The organism is Mesorhizobium escarrei, assembly GCF_935825525.1.
GTDB classification, from domain to species: domain Bacteria; phylum Pseudomonadota; class Alphaproteobacteria; order Rhizobiales; family Rhizobiaceae; genus Mesorhizobium; species Mesorhizobium escarrei.
This window is the reverse complement of record NZ_CAKXZT010000126.1, coordinates 301,829-326,511: the sequence shown is the minus strand read 5'-3', so window position 1 is coordinate 326,511 and position 24,683 is coordinate 301,829. Positions and strand designations below refer to the sequence as shown.

Annotated in this window: 23 protein-coding genes; 9 read left to right on the top strand and 14 right to left on the bottom strand. The window is 63.9% G+C overall.

Going from position 1 to position 24,683, the window contains the following annotated elements; all coding sequences use genetic code 11:
* Nucleotides 1-186: 186 nt before the first annotated feature.
* The 4 genes from NMG80_RS17300 to NMG80_RS17285 all read left to right on the top strand — a co-directional run bounded on the left by NMG80_RS17300 (nucleotide 187) and on the right by NMG80_RS17285 (nucleotide 4,522).
* Nucleotides 187-1,185: an ABC transporter ATP-binding protein gene (locus tag NMG80_RS17300; RefSeq protein ID WP_254019192.1), complete on the top strand. Its 999-nt coding sequence runs from the start codon at nucleotides 187-189 to the stop codon at nucleotides 1,183-1,185.
* 109 nt (nucleotides 1,186-1,294) lie between these two features.
* Nucleotides 1,295-2,260 (top strand): ABC transporter permease, encoded by a 966-nt coding sequence (locus tag NMG80_RS17295; protein WP_254019191.1) that lies wholly within the window; start codon nucleotides 1,295-1,297, stop codon nucleotides 2,258-2,260.
* The gene (locus NMG80_RS17290; RefSeq protein ID WP_254019190.1) at nucleotides 2,250-3,065 is read left to right on the top strand and encodes an ABC transporter permease; all 816 of its coding nucleotides are present in this window, start codon (nucleotides 2,250-2,252) and stop codon (nucleotides 3,063-3,065) included. Before NMG80_RS17295 ends, NMG80_RS17290 begins: the two co-directional genes overlap by 11 nt.
* A 29-nt stretch (nucleotides 3,066-3,094) precedes the next feature.
* Nucleotides 3,095-4,522, top strand: a complete 1,428-nt coding sequence (locus NMG80_RS17285) for a gamma-aminobutyraldehyde dehydrogenase (protein ID WP_254019189.1) — start codon at nucleotides 3,095-3,097, stop codon at nucleotides 4,520-4,522.
* A gap of 131 nt (nucleotides 4,523-4,653) precedes the next feature.
* Here NMG80_RS17285 and NMG80_RS17280 read toward each other — a convergent pair whose 3' ends face one another.
* From NMG80_RS17280 to NMG80_RS17230, 11 genes are all read right to left on the bottom strand, one after another.
* Nucleotides 4,654-4,968 (bottom strand): hypothetical protein, encoded by a 315-nt coding sequence (locus NMG80_RS17280; protein WP_254019188.1) that lies wholly within the window; start codon nucleotides 4,966-4,968, stop codon nucleotides 4,654-4,656.
* A 10-nt stretch (nucleotides 4,969-4,978) separates the two neighbouring features.
* Nucleotides 4,979-5,341 (bottom strand): nuclear transport factor 2 family protein, encoded by a 363-nt coding sequence (locus NMG80_RS17275; protein WP_254019187.1) that lies wholly within the window; start codon nucleotides 5,339-5,341, stop codon nucleotides 4,979-4,981.
* An 85-nt stretch (nucleotides 5,342-5,426) separates the two neighbouring features.
* The gene (locus tag NMG80_RS17270) at nucleotides 5,427-5,900 is read right to left on the bottom strand and encodes a carboxymuconolactone decarboxylase family protein (RefSeq protein WP_254019186.1); all 474 of its coding nucleotides are present in this window, start codon (nucleotides 5,898-5,900) and stop codon (nucleotides 5,427-5,429) included.
* Nucleotides 5,901-6,009: 109 nt separating this feature from the next.
* Nucleotides 6,010-7,563, bottom strand: coding sequence for an alpha/beta fold hydrolase (locus tag NMG80_RS17265; protein ID WP_254019185.1), 1,554 nt, complete (start codon nucleotides 7,561-7,563; stop codon nucleotides 6,010-6,012).
* Between the two features lie 127 nt (nucleotides 7,564-7,690).
* Nucleotides 7,691-8,038 carry a formate dehydrogenase subunit delta gene (locus NMG80_RS17260; protein WP_254019184.1) on the bottom strand — a complete coding sequence of 116 codons (348 nt, stop codon included), beginning with the start codon at nucleotides 8,036-8,038 and terminating at the stop codon, nucleotides 7,691-7,693.
* Nucleotides 8,028-8,858, bottom strand: coding sequence for a formate dehydrogenase accessory sulfurtransferase FdhD (gene fdhD / locus NMG80_RS17255; protein ID WP_254019183.1), 831 nt, complete (start codon nucleotides 8,856-8,858; stop codon nucleotides 8,028-8,030). The genes NMG80_RS17260 and fdhD overlap by 11 nt, the downstream gene beginning before the upstream one ends.
* 3 nt (nucleotides 8,859-8,861) lie before the next feature.
* Entirely contained in the window at nucleotides 8,862-11,738 is a 2,877-nt protein-coding gene (gene fdhF / locus NMG80_RS17250; protein ID WP_254019182.1) for a formate dehydrogenase subunit alpha, read from the bottom strand.
* A 10-nt stretch (nucleotides 11,739-11,748) separates the two neighbouring features.
* A complete protein-coding gene (locus tag NMG80_RS17245; protein ID WP_254019181.1) occupies nucleotides 11,749-13,305 on the bottom strand; it encodes a formate dehydrogenase beta subunit in 1,557 nt (518 codons plus the stop codon).
* Nucleotides 13,302-13,781 (bottom strand): formate dehydrogenase subunit gamma, encoded by a 480-nt coding sequence (locus NMG80_RS17240; RefSeq protein ID WP_254019180.1) that lies wholly within the window; start codon nucleotides 13,779-13,781, stop codon nucleotides 13,302-13,304. Before NMG80_RS17240 ends, NMG80_RS17245 begins: the two co-directional genes overlap by 4 nt.
* A 131-nt stretch (nucleotides 13,782-13,912) precedes the next feature.
* The gene (locus NMG80_RS17235) at nucleotides 13,913-14,812 is read right to left on the bottom strand and encodes a LysR family transcriptional regulator (protein ID WP_254019179.1); all 900 of its coding nucleotides are present in this window, start codon (nucleotides 14,810-14,812) and stop codon (nucleotides 13,913-13,915) included.
* A 148-nt stretch (nucleotides 14,813-14,960) separates the two neighbouring features.
* Entirely contained in the window at nucleotides 14,961-15,338 is a 378-nt protein-coding gene (locus NMG80_RS17230) for a VOC family protein (RefSeq protein WP_254019178.1), read from the bottom strand.
* Between the two features lie 238 nt (nucleotides 15,339-15,576).
* On the opposite strand from NMG80_RS17230, the gene NMG80_RS17225 reads away from it, so the two are divergent.
* Nucleotides 15,577-16,782, top strand: coding sequence for an Mrp/NBP35 family ATP-binding protein (locus NMG80_RS17225; RefSeq protein WP_254019177.1), 1,206 nt, complete (start codon nucleotides 15,577-15,579; stop codon nucleotides 16,780-16,782).
* Between the two features lie 149 nt (nucleotides 16,783-16,931).
* Here NMG80_RS17225 and NMG80_RS17220 read toward each other — a convergent pair whose 3' ends face one another.
* Nucleotides 16,932-17,393 carry an SRPBCC family protein gene (locus NMG80_RS17220; RefSeq protein ID WP_254019176.1) on the bottom strand — a complete coding sequence of 154 codons (462 nt, stop codon included), beginning with the start codon at nucleotides 17,391-17,393 and terminating at the stop codon, nucleotides 16,932-16,934.
* A gap of 158 nt (nucleotides 17,394-17,551) precedes the next feature.
* Here NMG80_RS17220 and NMG80_RS17215 point away from each other — a divergent pair, with 158 nt between their 5' ends.
* A complete protein-coding gene (locus tag NMG80_RS17215; RefSeq protein ID WP_254019175.1) occupies nucleotides 17,552-19,357 on the top strand; it encodes an IlvD/Edd family dehydratase in 1,806 nt (601 codons plus the stop codon).
* 209 nt (nucleotides 19,358-19,566) lie between these two features.
* On the opposite strand, the gene NMG80_RS17210 is transcribed toward NMG80_RS17215, so the two are convergent.
* Nucleotides 19,567-19,986: a GFA family protein gene (locus NMG80_RS17210; protein ID WP_254019174.1), complete on the bottom strand. Its 420-nt coding sequence runs from the start codon at nucleotides 19,984-19,986 to the stop codon at nucleotides 19,567-19,569.
* A 199-nt stretch (nucleotides 19,987-20,185) separates the two neighbouring features.
* Here NMG80_RS17210 and NMG80_RS17205 point away from each other — a divergent pair, with 199 nt between their 5' ends.
* Genes NMG80_RS17205 through NMG80_RS17195 form a run of 3 tightly spaced genes read left to right on the top strand, consistent with a single transcriptional unit; the run spans nucleotide 20,186 to nucleotide 22,841 of the window.
* A complete protein-coding gene (locus NMG80_RS17205; protein ID WP_254019173.1) occupies nucleotides 20,186-20,998 on the top strand; it encodes a chromate resistance protein ChrB domain-containing protein in 813 nt (270 codons plus the stop codon).
* Entirely contained in the window at nucleotides 20,995-22,389 is a 1,395-nt protein-coding gene (gene chrA / locus NMG80_RS17200) for a chromate efflux transporter (protein ID WP_254019172.1), read from the top strand. Before NMG80_RS17205 ends, chrA begins: the two co-directional genes overlap by 4 nt.
* 53 nt (nucleotides 22,390-22,442) lie before the next feature.
* Complete coding sequence (locus NMG80_RS17195) at nucleotides 22,443-22,841, top strand: hypothetical protein (protein WP_254019171.1); 399 nt, start codon at nucleotides 22,443-22,445, stop codon at nucleotides 22,839-22,841.
* A 129-nt stretch (nucleotides 22,842-22,970) separates the two neighbouring features.
* On the opposite strand, the gene NMG80_RS17190 is transcribed toward NMG80_RS17195, so the two are convergent.
* Entirely contained in the window at nucleotides 22,971-24,560 is a 1,590-nt protein-coding gene (locus NMG80_RS17190; protein ID WP_254019170.1) for a trimethylamine methyltransferase family protein, read from the bottom strand.
* Nucleotides 24,561-24,683: the final 123 nt, after the last annotated feature.

The following is a 24,683-nucleotide window of genomic DNA, read 5'->3' as shown; positions in this document are numbered from 1 at the left end:
TGTGGGGAGGGTCGACGCGCAGCGTCGGGGTGGGGTCCGCTCGGCAGTTCTTGCCAAATGACCCCACCCGCGGCTTCGCCGCGCCTCCCCACAAGGGGAGGGTGCCGCGCAGTTCGCTGGCCCCGCCCGCTATCCGTGGCGGCGCCGCGATGTCAACACATCAAACCGGCAACAGACTGACAGCCCATGACATCAGCCGTTTCCTTCCAAGAAGTCTCGCGCCATTTCGGCAGCGTGCGCGCCGTCGATATGGTCGACCTCGATATCGTGCCGGGCGAGTTCTTCGCCATGCTTGGACCTTCGGGTTCCGGTAAGACGACCTGCCTGCGCTTGATCGCCGGCTTCGAGCAGCCGACATCGGGCTCGATCTCCATCTTCGGCGAACGCGCCGAAGGCGTTCCGCCCTATCGCCGCAACGTCAACACCGTCTTCCAGGACTACGCGCTGTTCCCGCATCTGAACGTGCTCGACAACGTTGCCTACGGGCTGATGGTCAAGGGCGTCGGCAAGCTGGAGCGGCAGAAGGCCGCCGAGGAGGCATTGTCGCTGGTCCGGCTTCCGGGCTACGGCGCCCGCCGCCCGAGCCAGCTTTCCGGCGGACAGCGCCAGCGCGTCGCCCTCGCCCGCGCGCTGGTCAACCAGCCGAAGGTGCTTCTGCTCGACGAGCCGCTTGGCGCGCTCGACCTCAAGCTGCGCGAGAACATGCAGGAGGAGCTGAAGTCGCTGCAGAAGGCGCTTGGCATCACCTTCGTCTTCGTCACCCACGACCAGGGTGAGGCGCTGTCGATGGCCGACCGCGTCGCCGTCTTCAACGACGGCAAGATCATGCAGATCGGCACGCCGCAGGACATCTACCAGCGCCCGAAGACGCGCTTCGTCGCCGATTTCGTCGGCTCGTCCAACGTGCTGCCGCCGGATTTCGTCCAGCGTTATTCCGGCCAGCATCGCTGGGGCAGCCTGCGCCCTGAATCCATTCGCATCGGCCGTGCCGCCAAGGGCGACGGCGTTGCCGCCCGTCTCGTCTCGACCAACTATCTCGGCGCCACGACCAGACTGGCGCTCGACGCCGACGGGTTGAGATTGCATGCGATCGTGCCGGCCGGTGCCACATTGCCGAAAGAAGGTGAGGCGGTCGTGCTCACCTTCAACCGCGAGCATTTGCATTTGATGGATGAGCCGGGATGATGGCGCTTGCGGCAACTGTCGCTAATAGCCGAGGCAAGGCGCTCTACGGCGAGGGGGGCGAGAAGGATCGCGGCCTTTCACACGTCGATCGCCAAGACAGAGCGGCGTCATGACAGTCGCCGCGCTCAACTCCAATCCCGCTCCCGCCATCCTGCCGGGAAGCGGCGGCGTGCGCGGCTCGTTGTCCGACCTGTTCTGGCGTAGGCCGAAGCTGCTGCTGCTGTTGATGCTGCTGCCGCCGGTGTTGTGGCTCGGCATCGTCTATATCGGCTCGCTGTTCGCTCTACTGTTGCAGAGTTTTTTCTCGATCGACGAATTCTCCGGCCTCATCAACCGGCAGTTCACGCTGAAGACCTATGGCGACCTGCTGCAGGCCGCCAATCTCGACATCATCCTGCGCACGGTGACGATGGCGGCCCTGGTCACGTTCGTCTCGGCGATCATCGCCTTTCCCATCGCCTATTACGCGGCGCGCTATGCGCGCGGCCGCTGGAAGGCTCTGTTCTATCTCGGCATCATGCTGCCGCTGTGGTCGAGCTATCTGGTCAAGATCTACGCCTGGAAGCTCATTCTCGCCAAGGAAGGCATCCTGACCTGGCTGCTCGCCAAGCTGCATCTTCTATGGCTGCTCGATGGCTGGCTGTCACTGCCGGTCGTCGGCGGCAACTCGCTGTCGGTGTCGTCGACCGGCACCTTCATCGTCTTCGTCTACGTCTGGCTGCCGTTCATGATCCTGCCGGTGCAGGCGGCGCTCGAGCGCGTGCCGGGCAATCTGGTCGAGGCCTCATCCGATCTCGGCGCCTCGCCCGGCCAGACCTTCCGCAACGTGCTGTTCCCGCTGGCGCTGCCGGGCATCGTCGCCGGCTCGATCTTCACCTTCTCACTGACGCTCGGCGACTACATCATCCCGCAGATCATCGGCACCTCGCGGCTGTTCATCGGCCAGGCCGTCTATTCGCAGCAGGGCACCGCCGGCAACATTCCGCTCGCAGCCGCCTTCACCGTTGTGCCGATCGTCATCATGGGCTTCTACCTTTGGGGCGCCAAGCGCATGGGGGCCTTCGATGCGCTCTGATGGCTCATCATCGGCCCCTCTCGGCCTGAAGGTCGCCGCAGCCTGCGGCCTGCTGTTCCTGCATCTGCCGATCTTGCTGATCTTCATCTATGCCTTCACGACCGAGGAAAGGAGCTTCGTCTGGCCGCCGCCGGGGCTGACCACGCAATGGTTCGCCGTCACCTGGAACCGCCCGGACGTGTGGGAAGCGCTGTCGCTGTCGGTCCGTGTCGCCGCCATCTCGACACTCGTCGCCCTGGTCCTGGGCACGCTCTGCGCCGCCGCCGTTTCGCGAACACGGTTCTTTGGCCGTGAAACCATCTCGCTGCTGGTCATCCTGCCGATCGCGCTGCCCGGCATCATCACCGGCATCGCGCTGCGTTCGGCCTTTTCGCTGGCCGAGATTCCGTTCTCGTTCTGGACGATCGTGCTCGGCCACGCCACCTTCTGCGTCGTCGTCGTTTACAACAACGCCGTCGCCCGCCTCCGCCGCACTTCCGGCTCGATGATCGAGGCGTCGATGGATCTCGGCGCCGACGGCTTCCAGACCTTTCGCCATGTCGTGCTGCCCAACATCGCCACCGCGCTGCTTGCCGGCGGCATGCTTGCGTTTGCGCTGTCGTTCGACGAGGTCATCGTCACCACCTTCACCGCCGGCCAGCAGCAGACGCTGCCGATCTGGATGCTGGAGGAGCTGATCCGTCCGCGCCAGCGCCCGGTCACCAACGTCGTGGCCATGGTCGTCGTGCTGGTGACGCTGCTGCCCATCCTCGTCGCGTATTACCTCACCCAGAACGGCGACCAGATCGCCGGTTCGGGCAAATGACGTCAAGAATCCATAAGGGAGAGACTGCCATGGACACAAAGATGCTGATCGGCTCGAAATTCGAGAAGGGCGCCGAGACCGAGGAGCCGATCCTCAATCCGAAGACCGGGGCGACCATCCTCAACCTGCCCGAAGCCAGCCAGTCGCAGATCGAGGCCGCGGTGCTGGCGGCCGAAAACGCCTTCGTCACCTGGTCGCGCACCACGCCGGCGCAGCGCTCAGCCTATCTCCTGAAGATCGCCGATCGCATCGAGGCCGCGGCACAAGATTTCGCCGCCCTCGAGGCGCTCAATTGCGGCAAGCCGATCAATGCCGTGCTCAACGACGAAATCCCGGCGATCGTCGACTGCTACCGCTTCTTTGCCGGCGCTGTCCGCTCGATGCCCGGCCAAGTCGCCGGTGAATACATCCCGGGCCACACTTCGATGGTTCGCCGCGATGCCATCGGCGTCGTCGCCTCGATCGCGCCGTGGAACTACCCACTGATGATGATGGCCTGGAAGCTGGCGCCAGCGATTGCCGGCGGCAACACGGTCGTCTTCAAGCCGTCCGAGCAGACGCCGCTGACGGCGCTGAAGCTGGCAAAAATCCTTGCCGAGATCCTGCCCGAGGGCGTCGTCAACGTCGTGCTCGGCAGAGGCGACAGTGTCGGCAACACGCTGATCAACCACCCGAAAATCAACATGATCTCGATCACCGGCGATGTCGCCACCGGCAAGAAGGTGCTGCAGGCCGCCGCCAAATCGGTCAAGCGCACGCATCTCGAGCTCGGCGGCAAGGCGCCGGTCATCGTCTTCGACGACGCTGATCTCGGCGCGGTGGTCAACGGCCTGCGCGCCTTCGGCTATTACAATGCCGGCCAGGACTGCACCGCCGCCTGCCGCATCTATGCCGGCAGGAAGATCTACGAAAAGCTCGTCGCCGATCTTTCCTCCGCCGTCTCGACCATCAAATACAACCGCCCCGACGACACCGAAAACGAGATCGGGCCGCTGATCTCACGCCGCCAACGCGACCGCGTCTCGAGCTTCGTCGAGCGCGCCTCGGAGCTGAAGCACATCGAGATCACCACCGGCGGCAAGCCGGGCGAGGGCTCCGGCTTCTTCTATCAGCCGACCGTCGTCGCCGGCGCGCTGCAGGAAGACGAGATCGTGCGCCGCGAAGTGTTCGGGCCAGTCGTCTCCGTCACCCGTTTTTCCGACGTCGACGAGGCGGTGAACTGGGCCAATGACAGCGACTATGGCCTCGCATCCTCGGTGTGGACAAAGGATGTCTCGCGCGCCATGGCGACAGCGGCCCGTCTGCAATATGGCTGCACCTGGATCAACACCCACTTCATGCTGACCAACGAGATGCCGCATGGCGGGCTGAAGCAGTCCGGCTACGGCAAGGACATGTCGCTCTATGCGCTGGAGGATTATACCGCCGTCCGCCATGTGATGGTTGCGCACGGGTAGTCTCCCTTCTCCCCGTGACGGGGAGAAGGTGGCCCGAAGGGCCGGATGAGGGGCAGCACAGCCTTTGCCAAGCTGGCGCCAACCCTCATCCGCCGGTCGGCGTCTTCTCCCGTAAATGAAGAGAAGAACTGCTACTCCACGATGCGATAGATGTTCCACAGGCTGGTGCCCGACACGACATAGGGCTCCATCTCCTTGCCCCATTTGGCGTGGGCGTCGATCTTGCCGATCTTGGCGAAGAACTCCTCCAGATGGGCAAGGCTTTCGACCTGATGATGCGACTCGACCGTTGCCTCTCTTGCGCCGATCGAGCCGGTCATGATCTGGAACTCGAGGTCGGCCAGACCGACCTGCGAGCCGATCTCGTGTTCCCATTTTTTCAACAAGTCGAGCACTGTCTGCTTGTGCCCGAACTTGGCGTCGATCTGCCATCTGGCGCTGAACATGGCTGCCTCCTCACTCGTCCCAGGCCTGCACGACGGTCTGCCGCGCAATCTGGCCGTCCTTCAGCTCCAGCATCGCCGCGCAGAACACCTTTGTGCCGTCCGGGTAGCTGCAGGCCTGAGTGAAGGCGAGATTGTTGCCATCGGCGATGGTGGTGTCGACCTTGTGGGTCATCGCCCGGCTGCAGATGTCGTCCCAGAACGTGCTGATCGCCGCGCGCCCGCGGATTTCACGCGGCTTGCTCGGCGGGTTGTTGCGGTCGATCACCCGCACCAGCGCGTCATCGGCATAGAAGCTCGACAGCATCTTTCCGTCACGGCCTTCGATCGCATTCTTGATCGCCGCGCCGTCCACGGCCAGTGTCTTGGTCTGCATTTTTTCCTCCATGTGCCCGTCTTCACGATCGGGCGGTTGATGATCAAAAACGCTGCCCGGCGCTCATCGTCGGGCAGTGACTTTTTCACTGCGACTTCGCTCTGACGGCGGCGAACACCTCATCCGCCTGCTGCTTGAAAGTCGCGAGATCGACCTGGCTGCCGTTCAGCATCTTCGACCAGTGACGCACGATCGCCGCCATCGCCACCGCCTCCTTGATCTCCTCGTCGGTGGCGCCGTTGAGCTTGGCCGCCCGCGTATGGAAATAGACGCAGTACTGGCAGGGGATCTGGGTCGCCACAGCCAGGCCCATCAACTCCTTGGTCTTGCCGTCGAGCGCAGTGTTTGGGTTCAGCTGCACCGACTTGATCTCGGCCCAGGCGCCGGCGACAGCGACTTCAGGCAGCGTCTTGAACATGTCCGGCACCGAGCCGAGCGTCGCCTCGATATCCTTGTAGGCAGCAGTCGCCGAGGCGTCCTCGGCCTTGGCAGGGGTTATCGCCAACAGCGCGCCAACGCCCGCCGCCAGCACCAGCGATTTGAGTGTCAACTTCAGCATTTTTTTATCCATTTGCAGCACCTTTCCCGGCGGGCATCCGCCTGGCCTGCATGGAGAATTGATAGTACTTGCGCACGGTCGGCCGCTTCGCCTGAAAGCGCCATGGCTCCTATGGCCCGTCCGGGCCAGCGTGCCTGGCCGAGAACGCCGCAGCCGCGGCCCGCGACGGCAGGTCCAGCTTGAGCAGAATATTGGCGACGTGGCGCTTGACCGTATGCTCGCTCAGCCTGAGTTCGGCGGCGATCGCGGCATTGCTCTTGCCGTCGGCAATCAGGCTCACCACCTCGCTTTCGCGTTCCGTCAACGCGGCAGGCTCGGCCGTCTTGGCCTTCGGCCGGCAGGCCGGCTCCAGATGCTGTTCCGAGGTCACTTGGACCAGCGCCAGCGGCTCGCTCAGCTCGTCGAGCGTGATCCGGCCAGCATCGGCGAAATGAAGTCCCGAGCCGGTTGCCAGGTCGGCCACCAGCCGCGAAGCGATGATGTCGCCGCGGCCGGCATGGGTGGCAAGCTGCATCGTCACGCGCGCCGTCAGTCCGGTTGGCGGCCCACGCAACTCGACCTCACCAACATGCACGCCCTGCGCGCTGGCCACGCCGATTCCCAGTGCCGCATCACGTAGCGCCGCCGCGCAGCGTATGGCGCGCGCCGGTCCGTCGAAGCGTGAGATCATCATCTCGCCATGCGTGCCTGCCGCGCGGCCGCCATGGCGCCCGACCAGCAGCCGCCAAGTCTCCTGGAAGCGCTGGCTGCGCTCGCTCCACATGCGGTCACCGAGCCGTGCCGAATCGTAAATGCGCGTCACCAAAAGCGCAGCCAGCACACGCTCCACCTCGGCTATCGCGCGCGCTCCGGTCAGGAACTCCTCGATCAGGTCGGCCACCCCATCGACATCGCCGGTCCAGATCGGGTGGTCGCGCCCGGGGACCTCGACCAATCGCGAATTCGCGATCTTCCTTGCCAGGAAGCGGCTGGCATCGGGGTCGACGCGCGCATCGTTGCGGCGATGGACCAGCAGCGTCGGTGCGCTGATCGCCGCCAGCACGCCGCGCACGTCGATCGCCGCATTCATGCGCGCCAAGGCCGCTGCCGCCGTCGGGCTTGCCGACAGCCGCTCGAAACGCCCCCACCATGTTGCAAAACGAGGATCGTCGACCCGGCCAGGTGCGAAATGCGGCAAGGTGGCGCCGGTGCCCCATGCCGTCTCGGCCATCTCGATGAAGGCGTCGAGGCGTTCGGGCGGCATTACCCATTTGTAGAAATGCGCATAGCCGCCATAGAGCGCCAGTGCCCGCGTCCGCTCCGGATAGGTGGCAGCGAACAGCATCGCCATTGGCGCGCCTTCCGAGGCACCGAGCAATGCCGCACGCCCGCTGCCGGCGGCGTCCATCACCGCCCGCACGTCGTCCATGCGGGTTTCAAGGCTAGGTAGGTGATTGGTATCGATGCGGTCCGATAGACCGGTGCCGCGCTTGTCAAAGAGGATCAGCCGCGAGAAGGCCGAAAGCCGCTTCAGCAGCCGGCTGTAGCCTTCGTCTTCCCAGTGCAGGTCGAGATTGGAAATGAAGCCCGGCACGAAAACGAGATCGAACGAACCTTGGCCGACCACCTGATAGGCGATCCGCACGTCGCCACTTCGAGCGTATCGAGTTTGGATCGGCCTCACGAGATTTGTCCGCCCGGCCCGACGATTTCTGATCGCCCAACATAGCAGAGGCGTATCGCTTGCGGCAGATCAAACTTTAGTGGACGGAAATAGAAGCCGGCGAGCCGTCAGAGGCACGTCCGTTAGCCTACTTCTGCGAAGCGGCGATCCCGGCATTCAACTCACCGGCCCCGGGGCCTTTGCCGCCTAGAACGACGCCCCCGGCATCGGCGCCGAAGCCCATTGCTTCCGGTGCAGCCGGCCGCTTGATCCTTGCCGAGGCGGCCACGACAAGCTCGTTGAAGCCTTCGCCGCCATTGTCCAGCATTTCGAACAGTTGCCGCCGCATCCTCGGTTCCCAGAACTTGTTGATGTGCTCGGCGACGCCGGCAATGCCTTCCTCGCGCGGCTTGGATTGAAAAAAGGCGGCGATCTGGTTGGCCATGCGGACCAGCTTCTCGCTGGTGCTCATGAGGTGGCCTTCGTCATGCGACATGCTTGGCAACTCCGGAAACCACGCGTTCGGGGTGGGTGAAGATATCGAAATCATCGCCGCGCACGAGAGCCACCAGCGTCATGCCGGCGTCCTCGGCGGTGCGGATGGCAAGCGCGGTCGGCGCCGAGACGGCGATGACGAAGGCCGCACCGATCGCCGCCGTCTTCTGCACCATCTCGACCGAAACGCGCGACGTCACGACAACGGCACCCAAGGTGCCATCGATACCGGCTTTGGCAAGCGCACCGGCCAGCTTGTCGAGCGCATTATGACGGCCGACATCCTCGCGCGCCATGACAATGCCCTTGCCGGGGACGTAAAAACCGGCGGCATGGACCGCGCCGGTCTCGGCATGCAGCGGCTGCACTTTTGACAAAAGCTTGACCGAACGGACGATGTCGCTCCCAGCAAGCGTAAGTTTTGACGAACCGACCGCCTCGACCGAGCGCATCGCCTCCTCGATCGACTCAATGCCGCACAGCCCGCAGCCGACCGGGCCGGCCAGCCGCCGGCGCCGCGCCTCGAAGCGCCTATTGGCCTGGTCCTTGAGCCTGATCTGGATGTCGATGCCGGCGCCGTGATCTTCGACTTCGATCGCCTCGATTTCCCGGCCGTCGGCGATAATGCCTTCGGTCAGCGAGAAGCCGAGCGCGAAATCCTCGAAATCGGCTGGACTTGCCATCATCACCGCATGGGTGGTGCCGGCAAAGGAGAACGCCACCGGCGTCTCTTCCGGTACCATCCGGTTGGCGGCCGCAGTGCCGCCGGCGCGGTGCGCCAGCCGCGAAATCTGCGTCGTCGCTTTGCGGGGCGCGCTCAAAGATTACTCCGCTGCTTCCAGGGTCGCGATGCGACGGCTGTTGCGGGCCTGCTCGTCATAGTCGCGCTGCCATTCCGACGGTCCGTTGGACGCGCCGACCTGCACCGCCGTCACCTTGTATTCCGGGCAGTTGGTCGCCCAGTCGGAAAAGTCGGTGGTGATGACGTTGGCCTGCGTGTCGGGGTGGTGGAACGTCGTATAGACCACGCCCGGCGACACCTTGTCGGTGATCAGCGCGCGCAGCGTCGTCTCGCCGGAGCGGCTGGTCAGGCGGACCCAGTCGCCGTCGCGCAGACCGCGGTTTTCGGCGTCATGCGGGTGGATCTCGAGCCGGTCCTCGCTGTGCCACATAACGTTGTCGGTACGCCTGGTCTGCGCGCCGACATTGTACTGCGACAGGATGCGGCCGGTGGTCAGCAGCAGCGGGAAGCGCGGTCCCGTCCTCTCGTCGGTCGCCACATATTCGGTGCGGATGAACTTGCCCTTGCCGCGCACGAAGCCGCTGATATGCATGATCGGCGTGCCTTCTGGCGCCTGCTCGTTGCACGGCCACTGCACCGAGCCCATCTTGTCCAGATAGTCAAAGGAGACCTTGGCGAAGCTCGGAGTCGTCTTGGCGATCTCGTCCATGATTTCCGACGGATGCTGGTAATTCCAGTCAAGCCCCATCGTCTGTGCGAGCTTCTGCGTCACTTCCCAGTCCGCAAAGCCGTTGCGCGGCGCCATCACCTTGCGCACGCGATTGATGCGGCGCTCGGCGTTGGTGAAAGTGCCGTCCTTCTCGAGGAAAGTCGAGCCCGGCAGGAAGACATGCGCGTAGTTGGCGGTCTCGTTGAGGAAGAGGTCGTGCACGACGACACATTCCATCGCGGCGAGGCCCGCGGCGACATGCTTGGTGTCGGGGTCGGACTGCAGGATGTCCTCGCCCTGCACATAGAGGCCCTTGAACGAGCCGTCGACGGCGGCGTCCAGCATGTTGGGGATGCGCAGGCCGGGCTCGTCGTCGAGCTTGACGCCCCAAAGGCTCTCATAGATATCGCGCACCGCATCGCCGGAGACGTGACGATAGCCGGGCAGCTCATGCGGGAACGAACCCATGTCGCAGGAGCCCTGGACATTGTTCTGGCCGCGCAGCGGATTCACGCCGACGCCCGGCCGGCCGATATTGCCGGTCGCCATGGCGAGGTTGGCGATGGCGATGACGGTGGTCGAGCCCTGGCTGTGCTCGGTCACGCCGAGGCCGTAATAGATCGCGCCGTTACCGCCGGTGGCAAACAGCCGTGCGGCGCCGCGGATCTCTTCGGGATCGACATTGGCAAGCTGTCCGACGACTTCCGGGCTGTTTTCCGGCAGCGCCACGAACGACGCCCAGTCCTGGAACTCGTCCCAGTCGCAGCGCTCGCGGATGAAGGCCTCGTCGAACAGGCCTTCGGTGACGATGACATGGGCAAGCGCGGTGACCACGGCGACATTGGTGCCGGGCTTCAGCGGCAGATGATGCTGCGCCTCGATATGGGCCGAGCGCACGATGTCGGTGCGGCGCGGGTCGAGCACGATCAGCTTGGCGCCCTTGCGCAACCGCTTCTTCATGCGCGACGCAAACACCGGATGTGCGTCGGTCGGATTGGCGCCGATGATCATCACCACGTCGGTCTGCTCGATCGAATCGAAATCCTGGGTGCCGGCCGAGGTGCCGAATGTCTGGCCAAGGCCATAGCCGGTCGGCGAATGACAGACGCGGGCGCAGGTATCGACATTGTTGTTGCGGAAACCCTGGCGGATCAGCTTCTGCACCAGATAGGTTTCCTCATTCGTGCAGCGCGACGAGGTGATGCCGCCGATCGAGGTGCGGCCATACTGGTACTGGATGCGGCGGAACTCGCTGGCGGTGTGGGTCAGCGCTTCTTCCCACGACACCTCGCGCCATGGATCGGTGACCTTTTCGCGGATCATCGGATTGAGGATGCGCTCCTTGTGGGTCGAGTAGCCGTAGGCAAAACGGCCCTTGACGCAGCTATGGCCACGGTTCGCCTTGCCGTTCTTGTAGGGCACCATGCGCACCAGTTCGTCGCCGCGCATTTCGGCCTTGAACGAGCAGCCGACGCCGCAATAGGCGCAGGTGGTGACGACCGAATGCTCCGGCTGGCCGATCTTGATCACCGATTTCTCGGAAAGCGTCGCCGTCGGGCAGGCCTGCACGCAGGCGCCGCAGGACACGCACTCGCTGTCGATGAAAAGCTGGTGCAAGCCGGGCGACACGCGGCTTTCGAAGCCGCGGCCCTCGATGGTCAGCGCGAAAGTGCCTTGCACCTCCTCGCAGGCGCGCACGCAGCGCGAGCAGACGATGCATTTCGATGGATCATAGGTGAAGTACGGGTTGGACTCGTCCTTCGCCATCCATTTGAAGTTTTCTGCGCCGTCGTTCTTCTTGAAAACGTGGTTGTCGCCCTCATAGCCGTAGCGTACGTCGCGCAGGCCGACGACGCCGGCCTGCGTCTGCAATTCGCAGTCGCCATTGGCAGCACAGGTCAGACAGTCGAGCGGATGGTCGGAGATATAGAGCTCCATCACGCCGCGGCGGATGTCCTTCAGCCGACCGGTCTGGGTGTGCACGACCATCCCCGGCGCCACCGGCGTCGTGCACGAGGAGGGCGTGCCGTTGCGGCCGTCGATCTCGACCAGGCAGAGCCGGCAGGAGCCGAAAGCGTCGACCATGTCGGTGGCGCAGAGTTTTGGAATGGCAATGCCCGCCTCCATCGAGGCGCGCATGATCGAGGTGCCTTCCGGCACGGTGACGGTGAAGCCGTCGACGGTCAGCGTCACCTGCTTCTCGGATGTCGAGGCCGGCGTGCCGTAGTCGATTTCCCGAATGAGACCCATGGCGAGACTCCTATTCTGCTGCTTCGGCGACTGGCGCCGGCTTGAAATCATCGCGGAAGTGGTTGATTGCGCTCATCACCGGATAAGGCGTGAAGCCACCCAGCGCGCAGAGCGAACCGAACTTCATCGTGTTGCAGAGGTCTGTCACCAGCTCGATCTGCCTTTCCGGCTCGATACCCCTGGCGATCTTGTCGATCGTCTCGACGCCGCGCGTCGAGCCGATGCGGCAGGGCGTGCACTTGCCGCAGCTTTCGATGGCGCAGAACTCCATGGCGAAACGCGCCTGCTTCAGCATGTCGGCGCTATCGTCGAACACGGTGATGCCGGCATGGCCGATCAGCCCGTCCTTGGCGGCAAAGGCTTCGTAATCGAACGGCGTATCGAACAGGCTGCGTGGAAAATAGGCGCCGAGCGGCCCGCCGACCTGCACCGCCTTGACCGGCCGTCCAGTCGCCGTGCCACCGCCGATGTCGTCGACGATCTCGCCAAGCGTCATGCCGAATGCCGCCTCGAACAGGCCGCCATATCTGACGTTGCCGGCGATCTGGATCGGAATGGTGCCGCGCGAGCGACCCATGCCGAAATCCTTGTAGAAGGCAGCACCCTTGTCCATGATCACGGGCACCGAGGCCAGCGAGATGACGTTGTTGATCACCGTCGGCTTGCCGAACAGGCCCTGGATCGCCGGCAGTGGCGGCTTGGCGCGAACCACGCCGCGCTTGCCTTCGAGGCTGTTGAGCAGCGAGGTTTCCTCGCCGCAGACATAAGCGCCGGCGCCAACGCGGATTTCCATGTCGAAGGCGTTGGGCGAGCCCAGCACGTTTAGGCCGAGCAGGCCTGCCTTGCGGGCGGCCTCGACCGCCTTTTGCATCATCGCCACCGCATGCGGATATTCCGAGCGGATATAGACGAAGCCCTTGGTTGCGCCGGTGGCGATGCCGCCGATCGCCATGCCTTCTATCAGCACGAAGGGATCGCCCTCCATGATCATGCGGTCGGCGAAGGTGGCGCTGTCGCCCTCGTCGGCATTGCAGACGATGTACTTTTTGTCGGCGGTCGTATCGAGCACCGTCTTCCACTTTATGCCGGTCGGGAAGCCGGCGCCACCGCGACCGCGCAGGCCGGATTCCGTTACCTGTTTGACGATTTCGGCCGGCGCCATAGCCACGGCGTTCTGCAGCCCCTTCAGCCCGCCATGCGCCTTGTAGTGATCGAGCGACAGCGGATTGATGACGCCGCAGCGCGCAAAGGTCAGTCGCGTCTGCCTGGCCAGGAACGGGATCTTGTCGGGCGCGCCCAGCCAGCGGTTGTGATGACCGCCGGTGAGGAAGCCGCTGTCGAACAGGCTTTTGACCTCGGACGGCTGCACGGGCCCATAGGCGACGCGGCCCTTTTCTGTCGCCACCTCGACCATCGGCTCGAGGAAATAGGCGCCGCGCGAGCCGTTGCGCACGATCTTGGCCTCGATGCCGCGATCAGCCAATTCCTTTTCAATCGCGATGGCGACCTTTTCCGCACCGAGCGCCAGCGCGCCGGAATCGCCGGGAACGTAGATGCGCGGGATCATGAGCGCACCTCGGCAACGATCTCGTCGAGCTTTTCGTCATCGAGCCGGCCGATCACCTCGCCGTCCAGCATCGCCGATGGCGCGCAGGCGCAAAGCCCGAGGCAATAGACCGGCTCCAGCGTCACTGAACCGTCGCGGGCCGTCTCATGGAAGCCGATGCCCAGCAATTGCTTGAGCTTGGCGGCAACCACGTCCGAGCCCATCGACTGACAGGCTTCGGCCTGGCAGAGCTTCAGCACATGCCGGCCGGCCGGGTGGCTGCGGTAATCGTGGTAGAAGGTGACGACGCCGTGCACCTCCGCCTTGGAGATGTTCAGCGCCTCGGCGATGACAGGCAGCGCGTCCTGCGGCACATGGCCGAACTCTTCCTGGATGCCGTGCAGGATCGGCAGCAGCGGGCCTTCGAGGCCCTTCAGCTCCTGGACGATCGCCGCCGTGCGCGACGCGATCTCGGTACTTGCAGGCTGCATGATCACGCAGCGCCCTCCCTGGTCGTAGTAATCCGCTAAGTGCTTAGTAAATCGGAGGAAACCCGCTAAATCAATAAAGCTGATCCGTTGCTCGATAGAAATTTTCTATCGCTGCCGTCCAGCCTGCAATCTCTAGCTCAGTGGCGGGCGCGGAAATCGTCTGCCAGCGCCATCGCCTCGTCCAGCAGCGCCGAGACCAGTGGCGTGTGCGGCTCGCGCAGCGTCGCCACCAGCCCGACGGTGTGGCTGGCGTCCGGCTCGACGATCGGAATGGCTCGGATTGGCTCGGAAAAGCCGAATGTTTCCGAGAGGTTGAGCGGCATGATCGACGACCATTTGCCGGTACGGATATGGGAGAACAGCACGATCATCGAATTGGATTCGAGTGTCGGCCGCACCTGCGTGCCGGCTTCGGCCAAATGCTGGTCGATGATGCGGCGGTTCTGCATGTCGGGCGTCAACAGGCAGAGCGGCAGCTGGCTGAGCTCCGCCCATGTCACTTTGTCGCGGTCGGAATAGGGGTTTCCGATCGCGGTGATCAGCTGATAGCGCTCGTCATAGAGGGGCACGCTGGTCACCCGCCCCAGCGGCTCGTTGTCGAGATAGGTGATGCCGGCGTCGATGTCGAAATTGCCGAGCAGCGACAGCACCTCGATCGAGGTGCGCGACAGCACCGAAAAGGTGACGCCGGGATGTTTTGCCCGAAAGGGTGTCGTCAGCCGCGCCACCATGGCCAGCGCCGTCGGGATGGCGGCGATGCGGATGCGCCCCGAAAGGCCGTGACGCGCCGCCCGCATCTCCTCGCGCATGGTGCGGGTATCGCCGACGATGCGGCGCGCCCACACCAGCACCTGTTCGCCCTCCGGCGTCAGCCCTTGAAAGCGCGAGCCGCGCAGCACCAGCATCACGCCGAGCTGGCCCTCCAACTGCTTGATGCCGGCCGAAAGCGTCGGCTGGGTGACGCCGCACACCTCCGCCGCCCGGCCGAAATGCTCTTCCCTGGCCAGCGCGATGAAGAATTCCAGCTTGTCGATCATGGGTAGACGCTACAAGGCCAAGTGAGGCTGCGCCAGACGCACGCTGTTGTTCCTGGCGAAATCGTCATACGACCGAAGTTGCCGTCGCCCCAGTCTACGTGTCGACAAGGTTCTACCTGTCCACAAAGCCCTACCTGTCCACAAGGTTCTACCTGTCCACAAGGTTCAGGATGTTGCCGTCGGGATCCTTGAACCAGGCGACCTTCATGCCGTGACCGACGTGGATGTCGCCCTCGATCGTCGTGTGAGGCATGTCGTAATGTTCGAAAACAACACCTTTCGACCTTAGCGCGCTGACAATCTTTTCGATCTCGTCGCCGACCATAAAGGTCACCGCCGTCGCCTTGTTGGTTCCGGCGAAGTTCGAGCGATACACATTGATGCTGGTGTCGCCGCATTTGTAGACGATCAGTTCGCCACCCTCGTTGTGAACTTCCGTCAGCCCCAGAACGTCTTCATAGAAGGCCTTGGCCCTGGCCAGGTCCTTCACTGCGAGATTGGCGGTTGCGTTGCTGTTTGCGAGCATGATTGGTCTCCTTTGCTTGCTGGCGAGCACGTCCGAAGCCCTGCAAAGATAGGGCTGCTTGGTCTTCCGGCGACCGCAGCTTGCGCTATCGGCGTGCCTCTACCCTAAAGACGTTTTGTCCTCTGCAAGCCCGACAAACGGACGCAAGTTTTTGCAGCCACGCCCGTGCGTGTCGTTCCGCCGCTTGGTTCTGTTCGGGAACTGCATTATCTCAGGCGCAAAAGCAGAGGAAAAGCTGATGCCCGCCGTCCAGGAAAACGTCACCAAGGAAATCGTCATCGAGCGCCTGAAGACGGTCAACGGACCGGACTTCACCGGCAACATCGTCGACCTCGGCATGGTCTCCGAGATTTTCATCGCCGATGCCAAGGTGTTCTTTTCGATCACGGTGCCGGCTGCCCGGGCCCAGGAGATGGAGCCGCTGCGTGCCGCCGCCGAGCGTGTCGTCAAGGCAATCCCGGGTGTCGCCGGCGCCGTGGTCGCGCTGACGGCGGAAAAGAAGGGTGGCGGCATGGAAGCTCCCGTTCCGCAAAGGCCTGCCCCCAGGCCCGCCCCAAGGCCCACACCTGCGGCCGCAGCCGCTGCCGCGCCACGTCCGGCCCCGCACGCTCCAGCCTCGCACGGCCAGGGCAGGCGCGGCGTGCCCGGCATCGAGGCGATCATCGCTGTCGCTTCCGGCAAGGGCGGCGTCGGCAAGTCGACCACTGCCGTCAACATCGCGCTTGGCCTCGCCGCCAACGGCCTGAGGGTCGGCGTGCTCGACGCCGACATCTACGGCCCGTCGATGCCGCGGCTGCTCAACATCCATGGCCGGCCGCAGACCGTCGACGGCAAGGTCCTGAAGCCGATGGAGAACTACGGCCTGAAGGTCATGTCGATGGGCTTCCTCGTCGATGAGGAGACGCCAATGATCTGGCGCGGACCGATGGTGATGTCGGCTTTGACGCAAATGCTGCGCGAGGTTGAGTGGGGTCCGCTCGACGTGCTCGTCGTCGACATGCCGCCCGGCACTGGCGACGCGCAGCTGACCATGGCCCAGCAGGTGCCGCTGGCCGGCGCCGTCATCGTCTCGACGCCGCAGGATCTGGCCCTGATCGATGCGCGAAAAGGCCTCAACATGTTCAGGAAGGTCGACGTGCCGGTGTTGGGCATCGTCGAGAATATGAGCTATTTCCTCGCCCCCGACACCGGCAAGCGCTACGACATTTTCGGTCATGGCGGCGCGCGCCGCGAGGCCGAGCGTCTCGGCGTCAGCTTCCTCGGCGAAGTGCCGCTCGAAATGGGCATCCGCGAAAGCTCAGACGCCGGCACGCCGGTGGTGGTCTCGAAGCCCGATAGCGCCGAGGCGAAGATCTACCGCGACATCGCGTCTAACGTCTGGGGCAGGGTCAACGAAGAACGCGGCGCGGCCGAAGCCGCCGTGCCGAACATCGTGTTCGAGTGACCCTCCCCCCAAGTTCAAACACCCCTCGAGGGGAGGGTGCCGAGCGAAGCGAGGCGGGAGGGGTCGCCTCAACTGCCTCGACCTCTTAGGAAAGAAATGCCGGAGCGCGTCGCCACCGACCCCACCCGGCCCTGCGGGCCACCCTCCCCTCAAGGGGGAGGGGCTGCGCCCACCTTCTCGCCAAAACTCGAAAAAAACTGTCCGGCCAGTTTCTTCGATGTCGATTCGATCAGCCGGCTGCCGAGCTGGGCGATCTTGCCGCCGACATCGGCCTTGGCCGCATATCTGAGGATCGTCGCCTCCGGGCCGTCGGCGGTCAGCGTTACATCGGCGCCGCCTTTGGCGAAGCCGGCGATGCCGCCCTTGCCTTCGCCCTGGATGGTGTAGGAATGCGGCGGGTTGAGATTCCTGAGCGTCACCTCGCCGTTGAACGTCGCCTTGATCGGGCCGATCTTGACCACCACGGTCGCCGCCATCTCGGTGTCCGACTTTTTTTCGAGGTTTTGGCAGCCTGGGATGGTCTGCCTCAGAATGTCCGGGTCGTTCAGCGCTTCCCACACCTTTTGCAGGGGTGCGGCGATGCGTTCCTCGCCTTCGATCACCAAAGCCATCAAAATCTCCCGGATACAAATTGACAAGCCCCGATGCGGTCTAGCGTGGGGGTAAACGCATGTCTATCGCACCAAAGTCCGGGAATCGGATGGCGCGTGCCTCTTGCCTGCTCTCGCGCGTTGTCCTATCGATTTGTCATACAAATACGGAGACCATGATGGCCGGCGCCCCCACGCAGAAAAAGAAATTTCGCTCGCAGGAGTGGTTCGACAATCCCGACAATCCGGGGATGACGGCGCTTTACCTCGAGCGCTACCTCAATTACGGGCTGACGCGCGCCGAACTGATGTCGGGCAAGCCGCTGATCGGCATCGCCCAGACCGGCTCGGATCTGTCGCCCTGCAACCGCCATCATATCGAGCTGGCCAAGCGCGTGCGCGAGGGCATCGTGTCGATGGGCGGCATCCCTTTCGAGTTCCCGTGTCACCCGATCCAGGAGACGGGCAAACGCCCGACCGCCGCGCTCGACCGCAACCTTGCCTATCTCGGCCTGGTCGAGGTGCTCTATGGCTATCCGCTCGACGGCGTCGTGCTCACCATCGGCTGCGACAAGACGACGCCGGCCCTGCTGATGGCCGCCGCCACCGTCAACATCCCGGCCATCGCGCTGTCGGTCGGCCCGATGCTCAACGGCTGGCACAAGGGCAAGCGCACCGGCTCCGGCACCATCGTCTGGGAATCGCGTCAGCGCCTGTCGGCCGGCGAGATCGGCTATGACGAGTTCATGGACATCGTCGCCTCCTCGGCGCCGTCCACCGGCTATTGCAACACAATGGGCACCGCCACCACGATGAACTCGTTGGCCGAGGCGCTTGGCATGCAGCTGCCGGGCTCGGCCGCCATTCCGGCGCCCTATCGCGAGCGCGGCCAGATCGCCTATGAGACAGGAAAACGCATCGTCGACATGGTGCATGAGGATCTGAAGCCGTCCGACATCATGACCCGCCAGGCCTTCGAGAACTCCATCGTCGTCAACTCGGCCATCGGCGGCTCGACCAACGCGCCGATCCATCTCAACGCCATCGCCCGCCATCTCGGCGTGCCGCTCGACAATGACGACTGGCAGAAGGTCGGCCTGAAAGTGCCGCTCATCGTCAACCTGCAGCCGTCGGGCGAATATCTCGGCGAGGATTATCACCATGCCGGCGGTGTGCCGGCGGTGGTCGCCGAACTGATGAAGGCTGGGCTGCTGCCCCATCCCGACGCCATGACTGTCAACGGCAAGACGATTGGCGCCAATTGCAGTGGGGCCGTCAACGAGAATCTCGATGTTATCCGCACCGTCGCCGAGCCGCTGAAGGCCAATGCCGGCTTCATCAATCTTAGGGGTAATCTGTTCGATTCGGCGATCATGAAGACCAGCGGCATCTCGCCCGAATTCCGCGAACGCTATCTGTCGAACCCGAACGACCCCGAGGCCTTCGAGGGCAACGCCATGGTCTTTGACGGGCCCGAAGACTACCACGCCCGCATCGACGATCCGGCGCAAGGCATCGACGAGCACACCATTCTGTTCATGCGCGGCGCCGGCCCGATCGGTTATCCCGGCGGCGCCGAAGTCGTCAACATGCAGCCGCCGGCCCATCTCATCAAGAAGGGCATCCATGCGCTGGCCTGCATCGGCGACGGCCGCCAGTCGGGCACGTCAGGCTCGCCGTCGATCCTCAACGCCTCGCCCGAAGCCGCCATAGGCGGCGGGCTGGCGCTGTTGAAGACCGGCGACCGCGTCCGCATCGACCTGCGCAAGGGCACCGCCGACATTCTCGTCACCGACGAAGAGATCACGCGCCGGCGCGCCGAGCTGCAGAACAATGGCGGCTATCGCTACCCCAAGCACCAGACGCCATGGCAGGAGATCCAGCGCGGCATGGTCGACCAGTTTTCCGAAGGAATGGTGCTGAAGCCGGCGGTGAAATACCAGGATGTAGCGCACACCAGCGGCGTGCCGCGGGACAATCACTGAACGCCTCTTGTTGCCTTCTCTCCTGTGGGGCCCGAAGGGCGGGCGAGGCCCGTGACTCGCCCCGGGCGGCGGATCGGCGCGCAGCGCCGAGACGGAAGAGGGGTGCTGGACGGAGCGCGGTCGGTGCCAAGCTGGAACACCCTCATCCGACCTCGCTTCGCGAGGCCACCTTCTCCCACAAGGGGAGAAGGCAGAGCGCCAAGCAGCAACTATAGATAGCCGGTGATGTCAGGCGCTTGGTCCTGCCTGTCGCGCTTGCCGTCCTCGTAGACGATTGGGGCTGCCGCAAGTTCCTCTTCGGTAACGTCGTCGAGGCAGGCGACGTTCACCGCCCAGAAATTCCCGCCCATGAAGTCGAGATAGCCGCGCGACAGAAAATTCGCGCCGCAGTTCGGGCACATATAGTGGTTGATGTCGCCTGCCGGCCAGTTCGACGGCGTCGCCTTGTACTCCCGCATCCGCTCGCGGCCGTCCGTCACCCGCACGGCCTCATAGGCGGCGAAGGATTTCCGGTAGCCGAGTTTCCAGCAGAAGCTGCAATTGCATTTGCGGATGCCCTCAGTGAGGTCGATTTCGGCTTCGAAACGCACCGCACCGCAATGGCAGCTGCCGTGATAGGTCTTTTTCATGGTTTTCCTCCCAGACATGTCGTGGCTCCGCCAAACCGGCCGCCGGAGCCAGAGCCAGAGCATCCTTTGCTCCAGGCATGACGCTTGACAAGCGGGCGCGACAAATCCACGATCATGGCAAGGGGTGCATCGCGACGACCCCGTGAGGCGTCAGCCCAACGTTCGCGTCCAAGCTTCTCTCTCAAGGAGGGTGGACGCCATGCCGTCGACAACCGCTATCACCGTTCCGCAACTGTCCCGTCTGATTGGTCTGCCGGGTGCGCCCGCGATCGTCGATGTTCGCATCGAGGAGGACTACAGCGCCGATCCGCGCCTGCTGCCGGCCTCAAACCGGCGTGATTTCAAAACCGTCTCGACCTGGGCATCCGAATTCGCCGGCAGCCGAGTGACCGTCGTCTGCCAAAAAGGGCAAAAGCTTTCACAAGGCGTGGCCGCATGGCTGCGGCATGAGGGCGTCAGTGCCGAATCCCTCGAAGGCGGGTTTGAAGCCTGGCGCGATGCCAAGGGGCCTTTGATCCATGCCGGCAAGATACCGCCCCGCGATGAAAAAGGCCGCACCGTGTGGGTGACGCGGAGCCGCCCGAAGGTCGATCGCATCGCCTGCCCCTGGCTGATCCGTCGCTTCATCGATTCGAGCGCGGTCTTCCTCTTTGTCGAGGCGGCCGAAGTGTCGGCGGTTGCGGATCGCTTTCAGGCCGTGCCTTTCGACATCGACAATGTGTTCTGGACTCATCGGGGCGAGTGCTGCACCTTCGACACGATGATCGAAGAGTTCGGGCTCGAATCAGAGGCGCTCGACCGCCTCGCCGTGATCGTACGCGCAGCCGACACCGCAAGCCTCGATCTGGTGCCACAGGCTGCCGGATTCCTGGCCGCCTCGCTTGGCCTGTCGCGGATGTTTCGCGACGATCTGGAACAGCTGGAGGCAGGAATGCTGCTCTACGATGCGTTTTTCCGATGGTGCCGCGATGCCACCGAGGAGACGCACAACTGGCCAGGCAAGCCGTCATGAGCGAAACGGGGACTTCTGCCAAAACGAACGAGATCGTCGACGTGCCGGCAGCGCCTACCTTCCGCGAAGGCGTAAAACTCTGGGCAAAAATCGGCCTGCTCAGCTTCGGCGGGCCGGCCGGGCAGATCGCGCTCATGCACAGGGAATTGGTCGAGGAACGGCGTTGGATCGGCGAGCAACGTTTCCTGCATGCGTTGAACTACTGCATGCTGCTGCCAGGCCCCGAAGCCCAGCAACTCGCCGTCTATATCGGTTGGCTGCTGCACCGGACGATCGGCGGCCTGGTCGCCGGCATCCTGTTCGTCGCGCCGGGTGCGCTTGTGATGCTCACGTTGAGCATCCTCTATGCGCTGTATGGCGACGCTCCTCTGGTCGAGGCGCTGTTTTTCGGGGTGAAAGCGGCCGTGCTTGCGATCGTGATCGAGGCGATGATCCGGATCGGACGACGTGCCCTGAAGAACCGGGTCATGGTTTCGATCGCGCTCGCCGCCTTTATCGCCATCTATGCATTGAACATGCCGTTTCCGCTCATCGTCCTGCTTGCCGGCCTGGCGGGCTGGATTGGAAATCGTGTTGCGCCGGCGCTTTTTTCCGGCGCGGCGCACGGCAAGGACGCGGTTCCCGACATCAAGGGCGCGGTCGACCTGATGTTCGAGCGCGGCGAACTGGCCCACACCCAGCCGACGCGATGGCATGCGCCGCGCACCGTTGCAATCTGGCTGCCGATCTGGCTCGGGCCGGTGCTGCTGATCTGGGCGTTCACCGGATCCGCCAGCGTATGGACGCAGATCGGTGGCTTCTTCAGCGTCATGGCGGTCGTCACCTTCGGCGGCGCCTACGCGGTCCTTGCCTATGTCGCGCAGGCAGCGGTCGAGTCCTTCGGCTGGCTCGCACCCGGTGAAATGGTCGATGGTCTCGGGCTTGCCGAAACCACGCCCGGCCCGCTCATTCTGGTCCTGCAGTTCGTCGGCTTTCTGGCCGCGTTCCGCCAATCGGGATCGTTGAGCCCGCTGCTTGCCGGATCGCTTGGCGCGATGCTCACCCTGTGGGCGACGTTCACGCCTTGCTTCTTCTGGATCTTCCTCGGCGCGCCCTATATCGAATCCCTGCGCGGCAACAAGGCGCTGTCGGCGGCGCTGGGCGCGATCACCGCTGCCGTCGTCGGCGTCATCATGAATCTCGCTCTGTGGTTCGGCTTGCACGTCATTTTCGGCGAGGTGCGCAACATCGGGCTTGGAACGGACGTGCCGGTGCTCTCATCCATCGACTGGCGTGCGGCGCTGCTGTCGTGTGCTGCCATGATCGCTATCCTGAAGCTGAAGATCGGCATGCTGCCGACGCTGGCAGGATCGGCCCTCGCCGGTGTTTTGTTGCTGGCGGCGAGCGCATAGCGGCTGCCTGCGGCGGGGCTTTGCGGCGTTTCGGGCATTCGGATAGGAACATCATGGCGAGACGACGCTCTTCCCTTGGCTTCCTTGGAATGTTCGGCCGTTCAGGCGACCTCAGGCAACTCGACGCCGCGTTACGCAACGTCGACCTTCATCCCGCCCTTATGCCGGAAGGAGCAAAGCTCACCATCGTCAATCTGATGAAGGACCACTGGCCCGACGAGCCGCCGCCACAAGCCTACCCGCCGGTGGCCCAGCTGCTTGGCTATTGTATTGCCGGGCCGGAAGCATTCGAGCAATCCAACGGCCTTAGGCATAGGCTGGATGCGGAGCGCCGGCTTGAGGCGGCACTTGAGGCCGGCGGCAGCTTCGATGCGCAAATCATACTGATGACGCTGCATGCCAAGCTGATCAGTGGCGAGGTCGTCGAGCGCTACGGGTTGAGCGCCGACTAGACCATGATCCCGAAAATTGGAACCCGGTTTTCGGAAAAGATCATGGTCAAACAGAAAGCTAGAGCCCCATCCCGATTTGTCGGGATGGATTAGGCTCTGACCGTTTCAGTTTTGACGAGAGAACAGTCTTCAGCCGCCCATGCCGCTGCGCGGCAGATGGATCAGATTGCCGAAGCGGGCGCGCAGCTTGTCGTCGACCGGCTTCGGCACGTGGCGCGGGAAGCGCTCGGCGAGGATGCGCTTCTTCTCGATGATCGCCCGCTGCAGGATGTCGGGCCTGCCTTTCTCGTTCCATTCCTTCGGCGAAAAGCGGTCGCCGACCGCCGGATAGAAATATTCCGTCTGCATCAGCCGCAGCGTCTGCTCGTTGCCGAGATAATGACCTGGCCCCTTCAGGCAGACGTCGGCGATGGTGTCTATCGACAGCGACTCATCGGTCACCTCGATGCCGCGCACGCAGCGCAGGCAATGGCCGAGCATGTCGTTGTCGATGATCAGGCTTTCCAGGCAGAAGCCGAGCAGCGAGGCGTGCATGCCGGCTGATTCATAGACAAGGTTGAGGCCGGCAAGGCCGGCCATGACGTCAGTGATGCCCTTTTCGTAACCGGACTGAATGTCGGGCAGTTTCGAATCCGTCATGCCGGCGGCCGAACCGCCGGGCAGGTCGTAGAATTGCGCCATCTGCGCGCAGGCCGCGGTCAGCACCGCTTGCTCGGCCGAGCCGCCGGACATGGCGCCAGTCCTCAGGTCGGAGACGAACGGCCAAGTGCCGAAGATCGCAGGATGTCCGGGTTTGATGGCATTGACATAGACGAGGCCGGCGAGCACTTCGGCCACGGCTTGCACCACCGCACCGGCGATCGCCGCCGGCGCCGTGGCGCCCGCCTGGCCGGCCGACAGCAGCAGGATCGGAATGCCGCCTTCGACGCAGGCCTCGAGCACGCCGCAGGCGTCCTCGGCAAACTTCATCGGCGGCACGACAAAACAGTTCGAATTGGAGACGAAGGGCCGCGCGCGAAAATTCTCTTCGCCGCCGGCAATCGCATAGAGCATGTCGAGCGCCGGCTTGACGTTCTCGCGCACCGTGAAGGATGTGCCGACATGCTTCGACGTGCCCATCACGCAGGCGTAAAGCGTGTTGAAATCCATATCGAGCGGATCGGGAATGTCGCGCGGTACCATCGGCCGCTGGAAGAAATGGATGTTGTCGAGCCCTTCGACGATGCGGGCGGCGTCATAGATGTCCTGCAGCAGCGACTCGCGATAACAGCGCTTCTCGACGTCGACCAGATGCACCGCAGCACCGGCCGTGCCGTAATGCACGCGCTTGCCCTGGATCAGCATGTCGTGCTTGGGATCCTGGCCATGCAGGGTGAAATGGCGCGCCGCCTTCTTGATGGTATCGAGAACGAGCGCGCGCGGAAAACGAATGCGGCCGTCCTCGCCGAGGGTGGCGCCGGCCTTGGTCAGCGCTTCGATGCAGGACGGGATGGCATTGGCGAAGCCGACCGTTTCAAGCAGCGTCAGCACCGCTTCGTGAATGCGCTCGCGGTCGTTGTCGCTGAGCGGCCCGTAGCTTCCGCCTTCGAGGCCGGCGCGCACCGGCTTGATATCGTCGGCAAGCGGTGCTGCCCGCATGGCGCGACGCGCTTCGCGCCCGCCAGAACGCCGCGAACGTTGGTCCGAGGACATATCCGGCTTCTCTACAGCCACTGACATGGGAGGCACTCCACCTTAGCTGCGAAGCGGGCGGCGGTGGTTGGTCCACCATCGGCCCGCTTCGTCCCCTTATCCATCGAACTATGCCGCCGGCATTGGCACAGCCTATGGGCCAGGCGATCC

Excerpts from the sequence above, each read along its gene's own strand:
- NMG80_RS17205 (WP_254019173.1), top strand. The coding sequence starts at position 20,186 with ATGCCGTCGACAACCGCTATCACCGTTCCGCAACTGTCCCGTCTGATT.
- NMG80_RS17220 (WP_254019176.1), bottom strand. The coding sequence starts at position 17,393 with ATGGCTTTGGTGATCGAAGGCGAGGAACGCATCGCCGCACCCCTGCAA.
- NMG80_RS17285 (WP_254019189.1), top strand. The coding sequence starts at position 3,095 with ATGGACACAAAGATGCTGATCGGCTCGAAATTCGAGAAGGGCGCCGAG.
- NMG80_RS17245 (WP_254019181.1), bottom strand. The coding sequence starts at position 13,305 with ATGATCCCGCGCATCTACGTTCCCGGCGATTCCGGCGCGCTGGCGCTC.
- NMG80_RS17210 (WP_254019174.1), bottom strand. The coding sequence starts at position 19,986 with ATGAAAAAGACCTATCACGGCAGCTGCCATTGCGGTGCGGTGCGTTTC.
- NMG80_RS17300 (WP_254019192.1), top strand. The coding sequence starts at position 187 with ATGACATCAGCCGTTTCCTTCCAAGAAGTCTCGCGCCATTTCGGCAGC.
- NMG80_RS17280 (WP_254019188.1), bottom strand. The coding sequence starts at position 4,968 with ATGTTCAGCGCCAGATGGCAGATCGACGCCAAGTTCGGGCACAAGCAG.
- NMG80_RS17275 (WP_254019187.1), bottom strand. The coding sequence starts at position 5,341 with ATGCAGACCAAGACACTGGCCGTGGACGGCGCGGCGATCAAGAATGCG.
- NMG80_RS17230 (WP_254019178.1), bottom strand. The coding sequence starts at position 15,338 with ATGCTCGCAAACAGCAACGCAACCGCCAATCTCGCAGTGAAGGACCTG.
- NMG80_RS17235 (WP_254019179.1), bottom strand. The coding sequence starts at position 14,812 with ATGATCGACAAGCTGGAATTCTTCATCGCGCTGGCCAGGGAAGAGCAT.
- NMG80_RS17190 (WP_254019170.1), bottom strand. The coding sequence starts at position 24,560 with ATGTCAGTGGCTGTAGAGAAGCCGGATATGTCCTCGGACCAACGTTCG.
- NMG80_RS17295 (WP_254019191.1), top strand. The coding sequence starts at position 1,295 with ATGACAGTCGCCGCGCTCAACTCCAATCCCGCTCCCGCCATCCTGCCG.
- fdhF (WP_254019182.1), bottom strand. The coding sequence starts at position 11,738 with ATGGGTCTCATTCGGGAAATCGACTACGGCACGCCGGCCTCGACATCC.
- NMG80_RS17270 (WP_254019186.1), bottom strand. The coding sequence starts at position 5,900 with ATGCTGAAGTTGACACTCAAATCGCTGGTGCTGGCGGCGGGCGTTGGC.
- NMG80_RS17225 (WP_254019177.1), top strand. The coding sequence starts at position 15,577 with ATGCCCGCCGTCCAGGAAAACGTCACCAAGGAAATCGTCATCGAGCGC.
- NMG80_RS17260 (WP_254019184.1), bottom strand. The coding sequence starts at position 8,038 with ATGTCGCATGACGAAGGCCACCTCATGAGCACCAGCGAGAAGCTGGTC.
- chrA (WP_254019172.1), top strand. The coding sequence starts at position 20,995 with ATGAGCGAAACGGGGACTTCTGCCAAAACGAACGAGATCGTCGACGTG.
- NMG80_RS17215 (WP_254019175.1), top strand. The coding sequence starts at position 17,552 with ATGGCCGGCGCCCCCACGCAGAAAAAGAAATTTCGCTCGCAGGAGTGG.
- NMG80_RS17195 (WP_254019171.1), top strand. The coding sequence starts at position 22,443 with ATGGCGAGACGACGCTCTTCCCTTGGCTTCCTTGGAATGTTCGGCCGT.
- NMG80_RS17290 (WP_254019190.1), top strand. The coding sequence starts at position 2,250 with ATGCGCTCTGATGGCTCATCATCGGCCCCTCTCGGCCTGAAGGTCGCC.